Source organism: Arthrobacter humicola, from assembly GCF_022803015.1.
GTDB classification, from domain to species: Bacteria; Actinomycetota; Actinomycetes; order Actinomycetales; family Micrococcaceae; genus Arthrobacter; species Arthrobacter humicola_A.
On record NZ_JAFKON010000008.1, the window covers coordinates 46135 to 62088 of the forward strand.

General features: G+C 67.4%; 18 protein-coding genes and 3 tRNA genes. 18 read left to right on the forward strand and 3 right to left on the reverse strand.

Going from position 1 to position 15954, the window contains the following annotated elements:
• The first annotated feature begins 86 nt into the window (after nucleotides 1–86).
• On the forward strand, nucleotides 87–632 hold the full coding sequence (locus ARTB_RS15555; RefSeq protein ID WP_243181365.1) for a methyltransferase family protein: 546 nt from the start codon (nucleotides 87–89) through the stop codon (nucleotides 630–632).
• A gap of 98 nt (nucleotides 633–730) precedes the next feature.
• On the opposite strand, the gene ARTB_RS15560 is transcribed toward ARTB_RS15555, so the two are convergent.
• Entirely contained in the window at nucleotides 731–1750 is a 1020-nt protein-coding gene (locus ARTB_RS15560) for a PHP domain-containing protein (RefSeq protein ID WP_243181366.1), read from the reverse strand.
• Between the two features lie 201 nt (nucleotides 1751–1951).
• Here ARTB_RS15560 and ARTB_RS15565 point away from each other — a divergent pair.
• From ARTB_RS15565 to ARTB_RS15630, 14 genes are all read left to right on the forward strand, one after another.
• Nucleotides 1952–2024 (forward strand) — tRNA-Glu (locus ARTB_RS15565).
• Nucleotides 2025–2129: 105 nt separating this feature from the next.
• Nucleotides 2130–2203, forward strand: a tRNA-Asp gene (locus tag ARTB_RS15570).
• Between the two features lie 48 nt (nucleotides 2204–2251).
• A tRNA-Phe gene (locus tag ARTB_RS15575) sits at nucleotides 2252–2327 on the forward strand.
• Between the two features lie 230 nt (nucleotides 2328–2557).
• Complete coding sequence (locus ARTB_RS15580) at nucleotides 2558–3031, forward strand: hypothetical protein (protein ID WP_243181367.1); 474 nt, start codon at nucleotides 2558–2560, stop codon at nucleotides 3029–3031.
• Between the two features lie 195 nt (nucleotides 3032–3226).
• On the forward strand, nucleotides 3227–3745 hold the full coding sequence (locus tag ARTB_RS15585; protein ID WP_243181368.1) for an Asp23/Gls24 family envelope stress response protein: 519 nt from the start codon (nucleotides 3227–3229) through the stop codon (nucleotides 3743–3745).
• On the forward strand, nucleotides 3745–3936 hold the full coding sequence (locus ARTB_RS15590; protein WP_243181369.1) for a hypothetical protein: 192 nt from the start codon (nucleotides 3745–3747) through the stop codon (nucleotides 3934–3936). The genes ARTB_RS15585 and ARTB_RS15590 overlap by 1 nt, the downstream gene beginning before the upstream one ends.
• Nucleotides 3933–4316: a hypothetical protein gene (locus ARTB_RS15595; RefSeq protein WP_243181370.1), complete on the forward strand. Its 384-nt coding sequence runs from the start codon at nucleotides 3933–3935 to the stop codon at nucleotides 4314–4316. The genes ARTB_RS15590 and ARTB_RS15595 overlap by 4 nt, the downstream gene beginning before the upstream one ends.
• Nucleotides 4313–4972, forward strand: a complete 660-nt coding sequence (locus ARTB_RS15600) for a DUF6286 domain-containing protein (protein WP_243181371.1) — start codon at nucleotides 4313–4315, stop codon at nucleotides 4970–4972. The genes ARTB_RS15595 and ARTB_RS15600 overlap by 4 nt, the downstream gene beginning before the upstream one ends.
• Nucleotides 4969–5580, forward strand: coding sequence for a hypothetical protein (locus tag ARTB_RS15605; protein ID WP_243181372.1), 612 nt, complete (start codon nucleotides 4969–4971; stop codon nucleotides 5578–5580). Before ARTB_RS15600 ends, ARTB_RS15605 begins: the two co-directional genes overlap by 4 nt.
• A 196-nt stretch (nucleotides 5581–5776) precedes the next feature.
• Entirely contained in the window at nucleotides 5777–7060 is a 1284-nt protein-coding gene (locus ARTB_RS15610; RefSeq protein WP_028277787.1) for an ABC transporter substrate-binding protein, read from the forward strand.
• A gap of 7 nt (nucleotides 7061–7067) precedes the next feature.
• Entirely contained in the window at nucleotides 7068–8105 is a 1038-nt protein-coding gene (locus ARTB_RS15615; protein ID WP_243181373.1) for a carbohydrate ABC transporter permease, read from the forward strand.
• The gene (locus ARTB_RS15620; RefSeq protein ID WP_243181374.1) at nucleotides 8102–9001 is read left to right on the forward strand and encodes a carbohydrate ABC transporter permease; all 900 of its coding nucleotides are present in this window, start codon (nucleotides 8102–8104) and stop codon (nucleotides 8999–9001) included. Before ARTB_RS15615 ends, ARTB_RS15620 begins: the two co-directional genes overlap by 4 nt.
• Before the next feature lie 10 nt (nucleotides 9002–9011).
• Nucleotides 9012–9266 carry a hypothetical protein gene (locus ARTB_RS15625; protein ID WP_243181375.1) on the forward strand — a complete coding sequence of 85 codons (255 nt, stop codon included), beginning with the start codon at nucleotides 9012–9014 and terminating at the stop codon, nucleotides 9264–9266.
• 109 nt (nucleotides 9267–9375) lie between these two features.
• Nucleotides 9376–10443 (forward strand): LacI family DNA-binding transcriptional regulator, encoded by a 1068-nt coding sequence (locus ARTB_RS15630; RefSeq protein ID WP_243181376.1) that lies wholly within the window; start codon nucleotides 9376–9378, stop codon nucleotides 10441–10443.
• Nucleotides 10444–10459: 16 nt separating this feature from the next.
• Here ARTB_RS15630 and ARTB_RS15635 read toward each other — a convergent pair whose 3' ends face one another.
• Together ARTB_RS15635 and ARTB_RS15640 are read right to left on the reverse strand one after the other, a co-directional pair.
• The gene (locus ARTB_RS15635; RefSeq protein WP_243181377.1) at nucleotides 10460–11371 is read right to left on the reverse strand and encodes a hypothetical protein; all 912 of its coding nucleotides are present in this window, start codon (nucleotides 11369–11371) and stop codon (nucleotides 10460–10462) included.
• Between the two features lie 31 nt (nucleotides 11372–11402).
• The gene (locus ARTB_RS15640; RefSeq protein ID WP_243181378.1) at nucleotides 11403–12209 is read right to left on the reverse strand and encodes an exodeoxyribonuclease III; all 807 of its coding nucleotides are present in this window, start codon (nucleotides 12207–12209) and stop codon (nucleotides 11403–11405) included.
• 131 nt (nucleotides 12210–12340) lie between these two features.
• On the opposite strand from ARTB_RS15640, the gene ARTB_RS15645 reads away from it, so the two are divergent.
• From ARTB_RS15645 to mmsB, 3 genes are read left to right on the forward strand one after another with little or no spacing between them, the layout of a single operon-like run.
• Nucleotides 12341–13840, forward strand: a complete 1500-nt coding sequence (locus ARTB_RS15645) for a CoA-acylating methylmalonate-semialdehyde dehydrogenase (protein WP_243181379.1) — start codon at nucleotides 12341–12343, stop codon at nucleotides 13838–13840.
• The gene (locus ARTB_RS15650) at nucleotides 13840–14991 is read left to right on the forward strand and encodes an enoyl-CoA hydratase/isomerase family protein (protein WP_243181380.1); all 1152 of its coding nucleotides are present in this window, start codon (nucleotides 13840–13842) and stop codon (nucleotides 14989–14991) included. The genes ARTB_RS15645 and ARTB_RS15650 overlap by 1 nt, the downstream gene beginning before the upstream one ends.
• The gene (gene mmsB / locus ARTB_RS15655; RefSeq protein ID WP_243181381.1) at nucleotides 14984–15943 is read left to right on the forward strand and encodes a 3-hydroxyisobutyrate dehydrogenase; all 960 of its coding nucleotides are present in this window, start codon (nucleotides 14984–14986) and stop codon (nucleotides 15941–15943) included. The genes ARTB_RS15650 and mmsB overlap by 8 nt, the downstream gene beginning before the upstream one ends.
• Nucleotides 15944–15954 lie beyond the last annotated feature (11 nt).

Sequence of the window (15954 nt, forward strand, 5' to 3'; positions counted from 1 at the left end):
TCGGGAAAGTTCAGGCTGATCCCCCGTCCCCGGGTTAGGCCGGTGGGCCCTTGTCCGTTCAACGTGGCGGGGTCACGATGGCTGGTATGACAGCATCCGCAGCCTCGGCCAGCGAACGACGGCGTGCAGCCATCGGCACAGCCGTCTTCGCCATCGCCCCCGCAACCGCCGCCGGCGTGGTGCCGTGGCTGCTGACCCGCTGGAAAGTGGAGTCGCCGGTCCCCGGCGGGGTGCCCGCGCAGATCGCGGGCGCCATGATGATCGGTGCGGGCGCCGCCGTCATCGCGAACTCCTTTGTGCATTTCGCCGTCGAGGGCATCGGGACCCCCGCGCCATTTGCCCCGCCCAGGCAATTGGTGGTTGGCGGCCTTTACCGGTACGTGCGGAATCCGATGTACGTGTCCATTGCCGCGGCCGTCGCGGGGCAGGGGCTTCTGCTGGGGCAGCCGAAGCTCTTCCTGGCCCTGGGCATCGGCGCCATCCCGGTGGTGGCTTTCGTCCGGCAGTACGAGGAGCCCACACTGGCCCGGAAGTTCGGTGCGGCGTACGAGGAATACCGCAGCAACGTCCCGCGCTGGCTGCCCAGGTCCACGCCGTGGCGGCCCGACGGGCCGGAGCCGTCCCGGCCCTAGGCGTTGGCGGTCTGGGCCTCGGCGGGCAGGCATTGGCGGGCTGGGCATCCCCGGGCTGGGGTAGCCCTGGGGCCTGGCCCAGGACAGCTGTCCGGCCGCTATTTGCCGCTTCCGGCCCACTCCAGCAGCCGATCCAGCGGCCAGGTGGTGACGATCCGCTCGGCGGGAACCCCGTTCGAGGCCGCGCGCTCGGCACCGTACTGCAGGAAATCCAGCTGGCCCGGCGCATGGGCGTCGCTGTCGATGCTGAACAGACAGCCGGCATCGAGGGCCAGCCGGATCAGATCGTCCGGCGGATCCTGCCGTTCGGGGCGGGAATTGATTTCGACGGCCACATTATTGCCGGCGCACGCCGCGAACACGCGCGCGGCGTCGAACTCGGACTGCGGGCGGGTTCCTCTCGACCCCTGCAGCAGCCGGCCGGTGCAGTGGCCGAGGACGTTCGTGTGCGGATCGTTGATGGCGCCCAGCATCCGCTCGGTCATGGTGCTCCGGTCGGAGCGGAGCTTCGAGTGGACGCTCGCCACCACGATGTCCAGCCGGTCCAGCATCTCCGGGGACTGGTCCAGGGTGCCGTCCTCCAGGATGTCCACCTCGATCCCGGCCAGGAGGCGGAAGTCGCCGCCGTCCGCGTTGATGTCCGCAACAACGTCCAGCTGTTCCCGAAGGCGTTCGGCGCTCAGGCCGTTGGCGATCTTGAGGTTGGGGGAGTGGTCCGTCAGGGCGAGGTAGTCCCGGCCCAGTGTCCGGGCGGCGTCAGCCATCAGTCCGATCGGCGACCCGCCGTCGGACCAGTCGCTGTGGCTGTGCAGGTCCCCGCGGAGGGCCGAGCGCAGTTCGGCCCCGCCGGTCGCCAGGGGTTGCTGCCCGCGTTGGCGCAGATCCTCAAGATAGTCGGGCACGCCGCCGTCGACCGCCTGCCGGATGACGTCGAACGTTCTGTCGCCGATCCCCTTCATGCTCTTGAGCCGGCCGTTGCGTGCCCGCGCTGCGACCTCCTCCGGGTCCAGGGCGCCGATAATCCCGGCTGCCTTGCGGAACGCCTGGATCTTGAAGGTGGGGGCGAACCCGCGTTCGAGCCAGAACGCAATCTCATTGAGGGCATCAACGGCATCCATCAGTCCATCTTGCACCCACTCTGCCCGGCTCCGCCCCCATCCTGGCCCGGCTTTTGTATCGGCGGGAGGGGCCGATTTTGGATAATCCGGGGGTCTGCCCTTATAGTTTTATAGTCCAGTTCGGAGGAACCCGAAAGGACAAAAACGACAGGCTTCGGCCCTTAATTTTTGCCCTGATATGTTTCACCGGATGGCGTCCTGGCCCCCATCGTCTAGCGGCCTAGGACACCGCCCTTTCACGGCGGCGGCACGGGTTCGAATCCCGTTGGGGGTACGCAAGGAACTGGTCAAACCGGGTAAAAAAGTCTGGTAGGCTAAAGGCCTTGAAAATCTGCGGTAGCGATATCGCAGGCAGCAAGAACAAGCAGTAAACAAGCAAGGCCCTGTAGCGCAGTTGGTTAGCGCGCCGCCCTGTCACGGCGGAGGTCGCGGGTTCAAGTCCCGTCAGGGTCGCTCTGATTGCCGGAAGAAATTCCGGCCTTCAAGGTGACATGTCACCTAGGCTCTGTAGCTCAGTTGGTAGAGCGTTCGACTGAAAATCGAAAGGTCACCGGATCGACGCCGGTCGGAGCCACCACTGGGAAGCATCAGTTCTTTGAGAACTGGTGCTTTTCTTCTTTAACACCATCTCCTGCTCCGCTTTATCGACGGGGGAGACGGGCGGCGAGGGGCGGCCGGCGGCGGCGACCGTTTGGGGGCCGTCCAGCCGGCCGGGCTAGACTCGCACGCTGGGGAAAGAACACCAAAGCCGCCGGCAGCCCGGTCCGGGCGGGCGGCGCAATCTCAACCGAAAAGTGATTCTGCAACGTGACTTCGAAGAATATTGCCCGTCCTCTCGCCGCAACCGCCCTCCTCGCAGCCCTGGCGCTAACCGGGTGCTCGGCCCCGCAGGCCGGCAGCGCGCCTTCGTCCGCCGCGGGCACGTCCGCCGGGGGCGAGTCCACTGCTTCGGCGTCCGCCACGCCGAGCCCCAGCGGAACCTCGGGACCGTTCGGCGGCTTCACCAGCGCCGCCGAGGCTTGCTCCAAGATCTCGGAGCAGGCAACCGGCGCCACGCTCCTTCCGTTGTCGGCCGCCCAAGGCAAGACGGCGGAACTGGAACAGTTCAAAACGGAGCTGGCCGAGACGGCCGAACGCGTCCCGGACAGCCTCAAGGCCGACTTCGCCAACCTCAAGGAGGTGGCCGTTGCCGGCGTCACCGACCAGACGGTCTTCTCCAGCGGAAAGCTCCAGGCCGCCATGGCGCCGGTCACGACCTGGATCGCCACCAACTGCAAGTAGGGGGTTCGGCCAGGCCAACGCCCGCGTCGGCTCCCGGCTGACATCCCGCAGCCGACAAACGGCCGGCCTTGTCCCCAACGCGGGCCGCCCGTTCCCGCCCCACCTGCGTGGACTGTGGGAACGGGCGCCGCAAGATTCCCCCACGGGCCCCCAGGCAGGGACTAGGGTTGTGTCAAAGAGAAGGGGGAGTGCGTTATGGAATACCAGAATTCTCAACCCGTCGCCGGTCCCGCGGCCGGTCAACACGTTGCCGGCCTCGCAGCAGGTCAGCCCGGTCCCGGCGCCCTGGTCAGTCCTGCGGACGGTCTGTCCGCGCCGGCCGGCACCGGCCGCACGGTCATAGCGGAAACCGCCGTCGCCAAGGTCGCGGGCATCGCCGCCCGATCGGTGCCCGGCGTCTATTCGTTGGGCTCAGGACCCTCACGCGCCCTCGGGGCCATCCGCGACGCCGTCGGCAACGCCGATCACGCAGCGGGCGTCCGCGTGGAAGTCGGCGAAACGCAGGCCGCCGTCGACATCGATCTTGTTGCGGTGTATGGCACCCCCCTGCAGGCCCTAGCGGACCAGGTCCGCGCCGTCGTCTACGCCGCCGTCGGGGAACTGGTGGGTCTCGAAGTGATCGAGGTCAATATCGAGATCAACGACGTTTATGTGCCCGGCCCGGCCAAACCGGCCGCGTCCGCCGAGGCCCGGCCAGTCAGGGAGGCAATCTAATGAGTCTGACGGTAGTGGGAATCGCCATGGGCGCCTTCGTGGCCTTCATGTCCTTCCAGTTCGGTGCCTGGGGCTTCCTCGGCGCCCTGTTCTTCATGGCCATCGGCGCCCTCCTGGGCCGGGCCGCAGAGGGGAAGCTGGACCTGCGCAGCGTGTTTGACGCCCTCACAGGCCGGCGTTCCTCCTCATGAGCATCACGGCTGAAGCGCCGATCCCCGGCACCGCGATGGCCGGGCACAACCGCATTAGCACCCAGGCCCTGACGAGCGTGGCCCGGGCGGCCGCGGGGGAGGCCCTCGGTGTCCCGGCGCACGACGTCCGCGCCGACTGGTCGGACGATGACGGGCTGCTCGCGCTGTCGCTTGTCATGCCCGTCGCGGTCCCGAACCTCACCGCTGTGGTCCGGGACCCCGGCCGCGTCGCCGGATTCGGTGGTTCCATCTGGGAGCGTGCCGTCGCCGCCAAGGCCGAGATTCTGCACCGCGTGACGGAACTGACCGGAGCGCAGCTGAGCCGGGTGGACATCCGCATCAGCGGGGCCGCCGTGCGCGGGGGAGGCCGGGTACATTGAGCCAGGACACCCAGAACGCCGGAATCGACTCCGCCGGGCACGACACCGATGCGGTGCCGGGGAGCGCGCCGCTGGGTTCCGGCGCCGCGGGCATGGGCCGGATAGTGAAACGGGAGACGCACACATCGCGCGCTGTTGTATCCGTGATCGCGGCCGGCCTGGTCATGGCCTTGTTCGGCTATGCGCTGCTTGAGACGGGGGTCCGTGCCATCGGGCAGCCGCCGTGGCTCGTGGATCCGCAGACCGCGGCCGAGCGGGTAGTAGCGCTCCCGGCGGGAATCCCGCCGCTTCTGCTCGGCGTCACGGGCGCTGTGATCGCGATGGCCGGATTGTTCTTCTTCCTCAATGCCGTGCTGCCCGGCCGGCGGGCACGCCACCTGCTCCCGGACCGCCGGGCCGCCGTCGTGGTGGACGATGAGGTGATCGCCGCTGCCCTGGCGCGCCGGGCCCGGCTGGCCGCCAACGTGGCCAAGGAACAGGTGATGGTGGTCGTGTCGCGGAACCGGATCACGGTCAACGTCCGGCCGACCTCCGGTGTGCCGCTGCGCCCGGACGCCGTCCTGGAGGCTGTGCGCCGGGAAGTGGAGGAAATGGGCCCCTGGCCGATGCCGGAAGTGCGGATCCAGGTATCCACAGCCGGGGTGGTGGGGGCATGAACAACACCCCCCGGGCGCTGAACCGCGTACTGATCGGCACCCTTGGCATCCTCCTCCTCGCCATCGGCGTCCTCCTGATACTGCTTGCGAGCGTCCCGGCTGTCGGCGTGTGGTGGCATGAGTGGGCCGGCGGTGTCCTGAGCTTCTGGCTCGATTTGTTCGAACGGACGCAATTCCCCCGCCGCCAGGGGAGCTGGCTGTGGCTTGTCATCTGCCTGGCGCTGCTGGTGGTGATGGGCCTGATGATCGCCTGGATTGCCCAACAGGGTACGGGCCGGACCAGCCTGCTCGTGGCAGAGGAGGACCCGGGTGAAGTGCCCGGCAACGTCGGAATCAGCGGCGGCGTGGCGGAGCAGACGCTCCGCGCAGCGCTCGCGGACCGGCCCGACCTGGCCGGCGTTACGGTAGCCGCCTACAAAATCAGCGGGGAGCCGGCCCTCAAGATCCGGGTGGAACCGCGCCAGGGTGTTGCCCCGCACCGGCTCGCCGCCGAAGTTTCCGCCCTGGTAGAGGCGCTCGACGCGGTAATCGGCAAACGCACGCCGGTGCTGATCCACATCGGATCCGGCGCGCGGTCGCGGTTCGGCCGTTCCGAGCGGGTCCGCTGAGCCGGCCGTGAGGCTGAGGCAGCCTTCCCGGCAGGCGCGCCGCGGGCCGGCCGGCCGGCCGACGGGCCACGGGATCTCCTTTGCATAAAGCTTTCATGTAAACGCTTGCATTCGGGGTACCTGTTGATTACTGTGATGGTCGGCACACGATCAGTACGGCCGTTTTTCACCGGTACTCAGCGAGGAGCACTCCAGTATGAAAACCCGCAATTTCCTACTTCCCGTCGCAACGGCAGGCATTTTGGCTATTACCCTTTCGGCGTGTGGCGGCGGAGGGGGCGGCACTACCAGCGGCAGCGACGCCGCCTCGCAGGGCCTGGACGGGCGCGGCCCCATCACTTACGTTCAGGGCAAGGACAACAGCAACGTGGTCCGCCCGCTGATCGACAAGTGGAACGCCGCCCACCCGAACGAAAAGGTCACCTTCAAGGAGCAGACCGACCAGGCCGACCAGCAGCACGACGACCTCGTCCAGCACTTCCAGGCCAAGGACCCCGGCTACGACGTCGCGAGCGTTGACGTCGTCTGGACCGCCGAATTCGCCGCCAAGGGCTGGCTGCAGCCGCTCAAGGACAAGATGGCGCTGGACACTTCGGCCATGCTGAAGCCGACGGTTGATGCCGCTTCCTACAAGGGCACGCTGTACGCGGCACCGGAATCATCCGACGGCGGCATCCTGTACTACCGCAAGGACCTGGTCCCCACGCCCCCGAAGACCTGGGACGAGATGATGAGCATGTGCTCCATCGCCAAGACCAACAACATCGGCTGCTACTCCGGCCAGTTCAAGAAGTATGAGGGGCTCACCGTCAACGCCTCTGAGGCCATCAACTCCGCCGGCGGAGCCGTGCTGGACGAGAACGGCAAGCCCAACCTGCTCACCGCGGAGGCAAAGGCCGGCATGGCCAACCTGACCAAGGCCTACGCAGACGGCTCGATCCCGAAGGAAGCCATCACGTTCCAGGAAGAGGAAAGCCGCCAGGCCTTCCAGGACGGCAAGCTGCTGTTCCTGCGCAACTGGCCCTACGTCTACAACCTGGCCACCACTGAAGGCTCCTCCAAGGTCAAGGACGTCCTGGGCATGACCGCACTCCCCGGCAAGACCGGTCCGGGCGCTTCGTCCCTCGGCGGCCACAGCGCCGCGATCAGCGTCTACTCCAAGAACAAGGCCACCGCAGTGGACTTCCTGAAGTTCCTCACCACCGAAGAAACCCAGAAGTTCTTCGCCACGCAGGGTTCGCTCGCACCGGTGCTCGGCAAGCTCTACGACGACAAGGAGCTCGTCGCCAAGCTGCCGTACCTGCCGGTCCTGAAGACCTCGATCGAGAACGCCGTGCCGCGCCCGGTCACCCCGTTCTACCCGGCCGTCACCAAGGCCATCCAGGAAAACGCGTACTCGGCCATCAAGGGCGAGAAGACTGTAGACGCGGCCCTGTCCGACATGCAGAAGTCCATCGAGTCCGCTAGCGCGGGACAGTAGGTCCATCATGGCAACTGAAGTAGGCCCGACGTCGGTCAAGGCACCGGCGTCGGGCGGGGCACCGATCCACCACGCACCCAAGGGTGTTGGGGAGGACAACCGCATCGCGACGCAGGGGCGCTGGGCAGCTTGGCTGCTGGCGCCGACCATCCTCGCATTGTCGGTAGTGATCGTGTATCCGATCATCACCGCCATTGTGATGTCATTCCAAAAAGATGCCGGTCTGGACCCCGCTACGGGTCTCTTCGTTGAGGGCGGCCCGGCCGGCTTCTCCAACTACTACAACTGGATCTTCCAGCAGTGCCCGGCTCCGTCCGGCGGAACCGTGGACTGCCCGCCGGGAACCCTGGGCGCGCAGTTCTGGTCCGCCACCGGCACCACGTTCTTCTTCACCATCGTGACGGTGGCCCTGGAGACGGTGCTCGGCTTCTGGATGGCCGTCATCATGGCCCGTGCCTTCCGGGGCCGCAGCCTGGTCCGCGCAGCCGTCCTGGTGCCGTGGGCCATCCCCACCGCCGTGACGGCCAAGCTGTGGCTGTTCATCTTCGCCTTCGAAGGCATCGGCAACAAACTCTTCAACACCACCGTCCTGTGGACCGGCAGCGAATGGCCGGCCAGGTGGGCAGTGATCATCGCGGACGTCTGGAAGACCACGCCGTTCATGGCGCTGCTGATTCTTGCCGGCCTGCAGATGATTCCCGCGGAAGTGTACGAGGCGGCCAAGGTCGACGGCGCCTCAGCCTGGCAGCGGTTCCGGATGATCACCCTGCCGCTGGTGAAACCGGCGCTCATGGTGGCCATCCTGTTCCGCACCCTGGACGCGCTGCGCATGTTCGACCTCCCGTACATCCTGACCGGCGGGGCCAACAACACCACCACGCTGTCCATCCTGGTGATCAACCAGATCAGGCAGGGCTTCAACGCGGCGGCGGCTTTGTCCACCATCACGTTCATCATCATCTTTCTGGTGGCTTTCATCTTCGTGCGCTTCCTCGGAGCGAACGTCGTGGAGCAGCAGACCGGCGCAGGTAAGGGGAAGAAATGACCGCCGCGACGAGCGCCGCAACCGAGCTGCGCGCAGAGCAGGACCGGGGGCGGAAGGCCGCGCAGAACCGCGAGAAGTGGGCCCAGAGCCGGACCTACATCAGCGCGGTCGTGATCCTCTTCTGGTGCCTGGCTCCGGCCTACTGGATGGTGGTGACGGCGTTCCGCGACGTCGGCTACACCTACGACACCTCGATCCTGCCGACCCACATCACGCTGGACAACTTCAGGACGGCATTCGACACCTCCTTCGGCAACCACTTTGGCCAGGCACTGCTGAACAGCTTGTTCATCGGTTCCGTCGTCACCGTGGTGTCGCTGGTGATCGGCGTGTTTGCCGCCTACGCACTGGCCCGCTTGAACTTCAAGTTCAAGTACCTCGTGCTGGGCTTCATCCTGGGAGCTTCCATGTTCCCCGGCGTCGCCCTCATCACCCCGCTGTTCCAGCTCTTCACGAACATCGGCTGGATGGGCACGTACCAGGCCCTGATCATCCCGAACATCTCGTTCGTGCTGCCGCTGACGGTCTACACCATGACGTCCTTCTTCCGGGAGATGCCGTGGGAGCTGGAGGAATCGGCGCGGGTGGACGGCTGCACGCAGGGACAGGCCTTCCGGAAGGTCATTATGCCGCTGGCCGCTCCGGCCATCTTCACGACCGCCATCCTGGCGTTCATCTCCTCGTGGAATGAATTCCTGATCGCCAGCCAGCTCTCGTCCGACGCGACGCAGCCGGTCACAGTGGCCATTGCCAGCTTCGCCGGTGCGCAGCCGAACCAGATTCCGTACACCGCGATCATGGCTGCGGGCACTATTGTGACCATTCCCTTGGTCATCCTGGTGCTGGTGTTCCAGCGTAAGATTGTCGCGGGCCTCACGGCCGGCGCGGTTAAGTGACTGAGGCGTGATGACTGACGAGCAGAACCAGGGCCACGTGCCGGCGACGCGTCGAAAGGTGCGCTCCGGCGAGGACTTCGACATCATCATCGGGTTCCTCGGCTTTTGGGCCGTGGTGCTGCTGGTGGTCACTGTCTGGATGGAAGTGACCGCCCAGCCGGCCCTCTTCTGGGCCCTGGGCCTGCTCGCCATGCTGCTGGCCCTCTACGGGATGATCCGGCTGCGCCGGCGTTTGCCGCGCCGGACGGCCAGCCGGCGCGGCTAGGCAGCCGGGCAGCAGCGGGGCCGGATTATTCAGCCGCCGGGGGGAGGCGGGCGAAACACGTCTGCGGGCAACCGCCAGGCTTCCACGGACCGTTAATTAGGGGGCACAGGTGGCACGGACGGAACGGGCGCAGCGCGGCGGCCACTCGGGCGTCAGCATTGAGGATGTCGCCGCCGCTGCGGGCGTGTCAACGGCCACCGTATCCCGGGCCGTCCGGGGACTGCCCCGCGTTTCCCCGGCAACCCGCGAGAAGATCCTCGGCATCGCCGAATCGTTGGGCTACGTCGCGTCGTCCTCGGCGTCCGGCCTGGCGACGGGCCGGACCAAAACCATCGGCGTGCTGGCCCCGTTCGTCAGCCGCTGGTTCTTCTCCAAGGCCATCGAGGGCGCCGACCGGGAACTGCACTCACGGCAGTACAACCTTTCCCTCTTCAACCTCGGCGGCCACGGCAGCCACCGTGAGCGGCTCTTCAGCAAGACCATGGTCTACAAGCAGATCGACGCCCTGCTGGTCCTCTGCATGGCGCTCACCCACGAGGAAATCGAGCATCTGCAGAAAATCGACATCCCGCTGGTGGTGGTGGGAGGCCACGTCGAGGAGTGCCCCTACATCGGCATCGACGACTACGCCGCGGCCGCCACCGCAGTGCGCCACCTGATCGGGCTGGGCCACACGGACATCGCGCTCCTGCACGGCGACGACGAAACCGACCTCAACTTCGACGTCCCCCGGGTCCGGATCCAGGCTTTCCACGACATCATGGGCGAGGCGCGGCTGCCCGTCCGGGCCGAATGGGACCTCTGGGGGGACTTCACCGTGCGCAGCGGTCAGGAGGCATTCCGCCGCCTTTGGGCCGCCGACGGTCCCAAGCCCACAGCAATCTTCTGCGCCTCCGATGAGATGGCCATGGGCATCATCTTCGAGGCCAACAAAGCCGGTGTGCGCGTCCCGGAGGACCTCTCGGTCATCGGCATCGACGACCACGACTTCGCCGAGGCCATGGGCCTGACCACAGTCGGGCAGCGCCCGGACCAGCAGGCCGAACTCGGCACCAAAATGCTGCTGGACGAGCTCGACGGCATTTCCGGCTCCGTGCAGTCCGCTGTGGCGCCGCACCGGCTGATTATCCGGACGACGACGACGCCGCCGCTGCGCCAGTCCGCGCGGCTCCGCTAGCGGCGTTCGGGCCGGGCTAGGACGCGCGGGCCAGCTGGCGGATCGGCACCCAACGGGAGGCCAGCCGGCGGTAGGCCGCGGCGGCGCCGGTCATGTCCCCCTCCGCCAGGCACTCGATGCCGAGGCGTACGTCCAGCGGCGAATCATCCGGATAGACCTTGTCAGCCACCCCGCCGTAGTCGAGTTCCACTGCCGAGTCGGGGTGGAAGAGCTCAAGCCATTCCGTGAGCTGGGTCAAATCCTCAAGCATGTCGAGATCGGGCGCGGCGAGGGCCAGGTGCGCCACCGCGTAGCTCACCCGCTCCAGCGCGTTGCCGATGCCGGCGCGGATGCGGACCGTCACAATGTGGCCGTCGGCTTCGACGACGTCGGTGGGATCCGATTCCTGGAAAAGGCAGAACCAGCTGAACGGAATGCCCCACGTGGACGCCCTGGTGTGGACCCGGCTCAGGCCATCGTGGGCGCGCACCTCATCAATGCGTTCCTGGTGTTTGTCCCGCTGTTCTTCCGGGATCAGCAGCTGGGCCAGGGGCCCGTGGATGCCTTCCATCAGGGCATTGGCGGCCAGCCCGGCGCGGAGGACCAGCTGGCTGGGGCAGTACAGCAACCGGTCGGGCTGCGGGGCGGCCGCTGTCCCGGACTTGACGGCGTCGAGCGTTGCGCCGGACGGGGCCCGCCTGGCCGGGACTGCGACAACGCGCACCAGATCGGTCCGGCCGGTGGGAAACGGATCCCCGTCGGGCCGGGTGATGCGGCCCAGGGACGCCAGGAGCTCGGCGTTCTCCACAGCCGCGCGGGACGCCTGGCCGGCGCCGGCGGCCTCCAGGGTCTTCCGTTGCTGTTCGGGGAACGCCTCGAGGGGCTCGTAGATCCGGAGCGCGGAAGAGAACGGCAGCCCGGACTGTCCGTGGTAGATGCTCCCCGTCATTGGATCACGACGCTTCCCTGGCCGGCAGCCATTAGTCCGCCAGTTCCGCAATCACCGGGGCATGGTCCGAGGCGCCCTTGCCCTTGCGTTCCTCGCGGTCGATCATCGCACCGGTGACCCGTGCCGCCAGGGCCGGGGAGCCGAGGATGAAGTCGATCCGCATACCCTCCTTTTTCGGGAAGCGGAGCTGCGTGTAATCCCAGTAGGTGTAGACGCCGGGCCCCGGGGTGTGCGGGCGGACGACATCCTGGAAGCCGGCCTCCTCGAAGGCGTGGAAGGCGGCCCGCTCAGGTTCACTGACGTGGGTCATGGCGTTGGCGCGGAAGAAGTCGATGTCCCAGACGTCATCGTCCTGCGGCGCGATATTGAAATCGCCCATCAGCGCGATCTGCGCCTCGGGGTCCTCCTTGACCCAGGTGCCGGCGTGGGTTTTCAGGATGTCCAGCCAGTTGAGCTTGTAGGGCATGTGCTCATCGTCGAGGGCGCGGCCGTTCGGCACATAGAGGCTCCAGACCCGGACGCCGCCGCACGTGGCGCCGATGGCACGGGCCTCCTGCACGGCGTCCTTGCCGCTCTTGCCGAACACGGGCTGGTCCAGGAAGGTGCGTTCGACGTCGTCGAGTCCCACCCGGGAGGCGATCGCGACGCCGTTCCACTGGCTCAGGCCGAAGTGCGCCACCTCGTAGCCCATGTTCTCGAAGAGCTCCCAGGGGAAGTTCGCGTCCTTGCATTTGGTTTCCTGGATGGCCAGGACGTCGCAGTCCGTGCGCTGAAGCCAGGACTCTACACGGTCGGCGCGGGCACGGAGCGAGTTCACATTCCAGGTAGCAATCTTCACAGTCCCTAACTTACCGAACTTGGCCCCCGGACGAAGCCGCCGGTCGGCTCCGTCCTCTGGAAATTAGTAGGAAGTCCGAGTATATTCGGCTGAAGAGATGATCTAGGTCACATGCAAAGGAGCATTCGGTCATGGTTCGAGAACTATCCCATTACATTGACGGGCAGCGGGTTGAGGGTACCTCCGGCCGGTTCAGCGACGTCTATGATCCCTGCACCGGCGAGGTCCAGGCCCGGCTGCCGCTGGCCAGCACGGAGGAAGTGCGCAACGTGATCGCCAGCGCCGAAAAGGGGCAGGTGGAATGGGCCGCGATGAATCCGCAGCGCCGCGGCCGGATCCTGCTCAAATTCGTCGACCTGGTCAACCAGAACATGGACGAGCTCGCCACCCTCCTGTCCTCCGAGCACGGCAAGACCTTCCCGGACGCCAAGGGCGACATCCAGCGCGGCATCGAAGTCGTCGAATTCGCCGCCGGCGCCCCGCACCTGCTCAAGGGCGAGTTCTCGGACAACGCCGGAACCGGCGTCGACGTGCACTCGATGCGCCAGCCCCTCGGCGTCGTTGCCGGCATCACGCCGTTCAACTTCCCGGCCATGATCCCGCTCTGGAAGTCCGGGCCGGCTCTCGCCGCCGGCAACGCTTTTATCCTCAAGCCCTCCGAACGTGACCCCTCCGTGCCGCTGCGCCTCGCCGAGCTCTTCACCGAGGCGGGCCTCCCCGACGGCGTCTTCAACGTCGTCAACGGGGACAAGGAAGCGGTGGACGCGCTGCTGGAGGATCCCCGGGTCCAGGCCATCGGGTTCGTCGGCTCCACGCCCATTGCCCAGTACATCTACGCCACCGCCGCGGCGAACGGCAAGCGCGCGCAGTGCTTCGGCGGCGCCAAGAACCACATGGTGATCATGCCCGACGCGGACCTGGACATGGCCGCGGACGCCCTGATCGGGGCAGGCTTCGGCTCCGCGGGCGAGCGCTGCATGGCGATCTCGGTGGCCGTTCCGGTGGGCCGGAAGACCGCGGACGTCCTCGTGGAGAAACTGCAGGAGCGGATCGCCGGCCTCAAGGTCGGCCACAGCCTCGCCAAGGATTCCGATTTCGGCCCGGTGGTGGCGGCCTCCGCAAAGGACCGGATCGAAGGCTACATCGCCTCCGGCGTCGAGGAAGGCGCCAGCCTGGTGACCGATGGCCGCGGCCTGAAGGTGGAAGGCTACGACGGCGGCTTCTGGGTCGGACCCACGCTGTTCGACAACGTCACGAAGGACATGAAGATCTACAAGGAGGAAATCTTCGGCCCGGTCCTCAGCGTGCTCCGCGCCGAAGACTACGACGAGGCCCTGCGGCTCTGCAGCGAACACGAGTTCGGCAACGGCGTGGCCATTTTCACCCGCGACGGCGACGCCGCCCGCGACTTCGCCAGCCGGGTCCAGGTGGGCATGGTGGGCATCAACGTCCCCATCCCCGTGCCGATTGCGTACTACACCTTCGGCGGCTGGAAGGCGTCCGGATTCGGCGACCTCAACCAGCACGGGGCCGACGCCTTCCGCTTCTACACGAAGACCAAGACGGTCACCAGCCGCTGGCCGTCCGGTATCCGCCAGGGCGCCAGCTTCATCATGCCGGAAGGCAGCTGATGGGGGCGGACGTTGCGCGGGTGGCGGACAGTGGAGAAGCGGCCGGCGAACTCTTGGCCGGGGAAGTGACGTTTGAACGGCGCGGCCGCCTCGGCGTCGTGACGCTCAACCGGCCCGCGGCCGTCAACGCCCTGACGGCCGGCATGGCCGCCGCGATGCTCGAACAGCTCACGCTCTGGGCCGACGACGACGCCGTGGCCGCGGTACTGGTCCGCGGCGCCGGGGACCGGGGCCTCTGCGCCGGCGGGGACATCGTGGCCATCTACCGGGACATGCTCGACGGCGGGGACGCCACCGCGGACTTCTGGGCGGTCGAGTACCGGCTGAACCTGCTCATCTCCGAATACCCCAAGCCGTACGTCGCGTTCATGGACGGGCTGGTGCTGGGCGGCGGCGTGGGGATCTCGGCCCACGGCTCCGTGCGGATCGTCACCGAACGCACCCGCACGGGCATGCCCGAAACGACGATCGGGTTTGTTCCCGACGTCGGCGGCACCCTGCTGCTCTCCGGCTCACCGGGGGAGACCGGCACCCATGCGGCCCTGACCGGAGCCCATCTGAGCGGCGCGGACGCGCTGTTCCTGGGCCTCGCCGACTGCTTCGTGCCCTCCGGCCGTTTGCCGGACCTGGCGGCAGCGCTCGAAACCGAGGAGGCGGAGGCCGCCGTCGCCCGATTTGCCGAACCGGCACCGGCTTCAGCCCTGGCCGCACAGCAGGAATGGATCGACGCCTGCTACTCCAGCGACGACGCCGGGGAAATCCTGCGCCGGCTGCGGGCCTTTGGTGGAGAGGCGGCCGGGGAGGCCGCCGCAGCCGCGGACACCATCGAGGCCAAGTCGCCGACGGCGGTCAAGGTGGCGCTGGAATCCCTGCGCCGGGTCCGCGGCCTGAACCTGCAGCAGGCGCTGGAGCAGGAGTACCGCGTCGGCCTGCGCTTCCTCGACGGCCCGGACTTCCGCGAAGGCATTCGCGCCCAGGTGGTGGACAAAGACCGCAATCCCCGCTGGAAACCCGCCACCCTCGCCGAGGTCACCGGGACGGACGTCGCGGCCTACTTCGCCCCGCTGGGCGGGCGCGAACTAAAACTCTCTCCGAAGGAGAAGAACGCGGAGAAGAACAAGGAGAAGAACAAGGAGAAGAACCATGTCTGACGCAGGAGCCCCGGTTACCGGCACCATCGCCTTCCTCGGCCTGGGCCACATGGGCGGCCCCATGGCCGTCAACCTGGTCAAGGCCGGCTACCGGGTGACCGGCTTCGACGTCGTGCCGGCGGCCCTGGACGCCGCCCGGGAGCATGGCATTCCCACTGCCGGGACGGCTGTCGAGGCGGTGGCGGGCGCCGCCGTCGTGCTGACCATGCTGCCCAGCGGCAAGCACCTCCTTGACGCCTACCGCGGTGCCGGCGGTGCGCCCGGACTGCTCGAAGTCGCCGCCCCGGGCACCATGTTCCTGGATTGCTCCACCATCAACGTGGACGAGGCCCGCGAGGCCGCAGAACTCGCGGTCGCGGCTGGCCACCGCGCCGTCGACGCCCCCGTGTCCGGAGGCGTGGTGGGCGCCGAAGCCGGCACGCTCACTTTCATGGTCGGTGCCCTTCCCGAGGACTTCGAGGCCGTCAAACCCCTGCTGGAAGTTATGGGCAAGCGGGTCGTCCACTGCGGCGCGCACGGTGCCGGCCAGGCGGCCAAGATCTGCAACAACATGATCCTGGGCGTCTCGATGATCGCCGTCAGTGAGGCCTTTGTGCTGGGCGAGAAGCTCGGCCTGACCCACCAGGCGCTGTTCGACGTCGCTTCCGCCGCCTCGGGACAGTGCTGGGCGCTGACCACCAATTGCCCGGTGCCCGGTCCGGTCCCGACGAGCCCCGCCAACCGGGACTACCAGCCGGGCTTCGCCGGGGCGCTCATGGCAAAGGACCTCAACCTGGCCCTCAACGCGTTGCAGAGCACCGGCGTCGCGGCCCGGCTCGGGCCGCTCGCGGCCGAAATTTACGATACGTTTGCCGCGGAAGGCGGTGCCGGCCGGGACTTCTCCGGCATCATCACCGACATCCGGGAAAAGTCGGAAGCAGGCAAATCCGAGGCAGGCACGGCCGGGCACTAGTTTTCGGACCG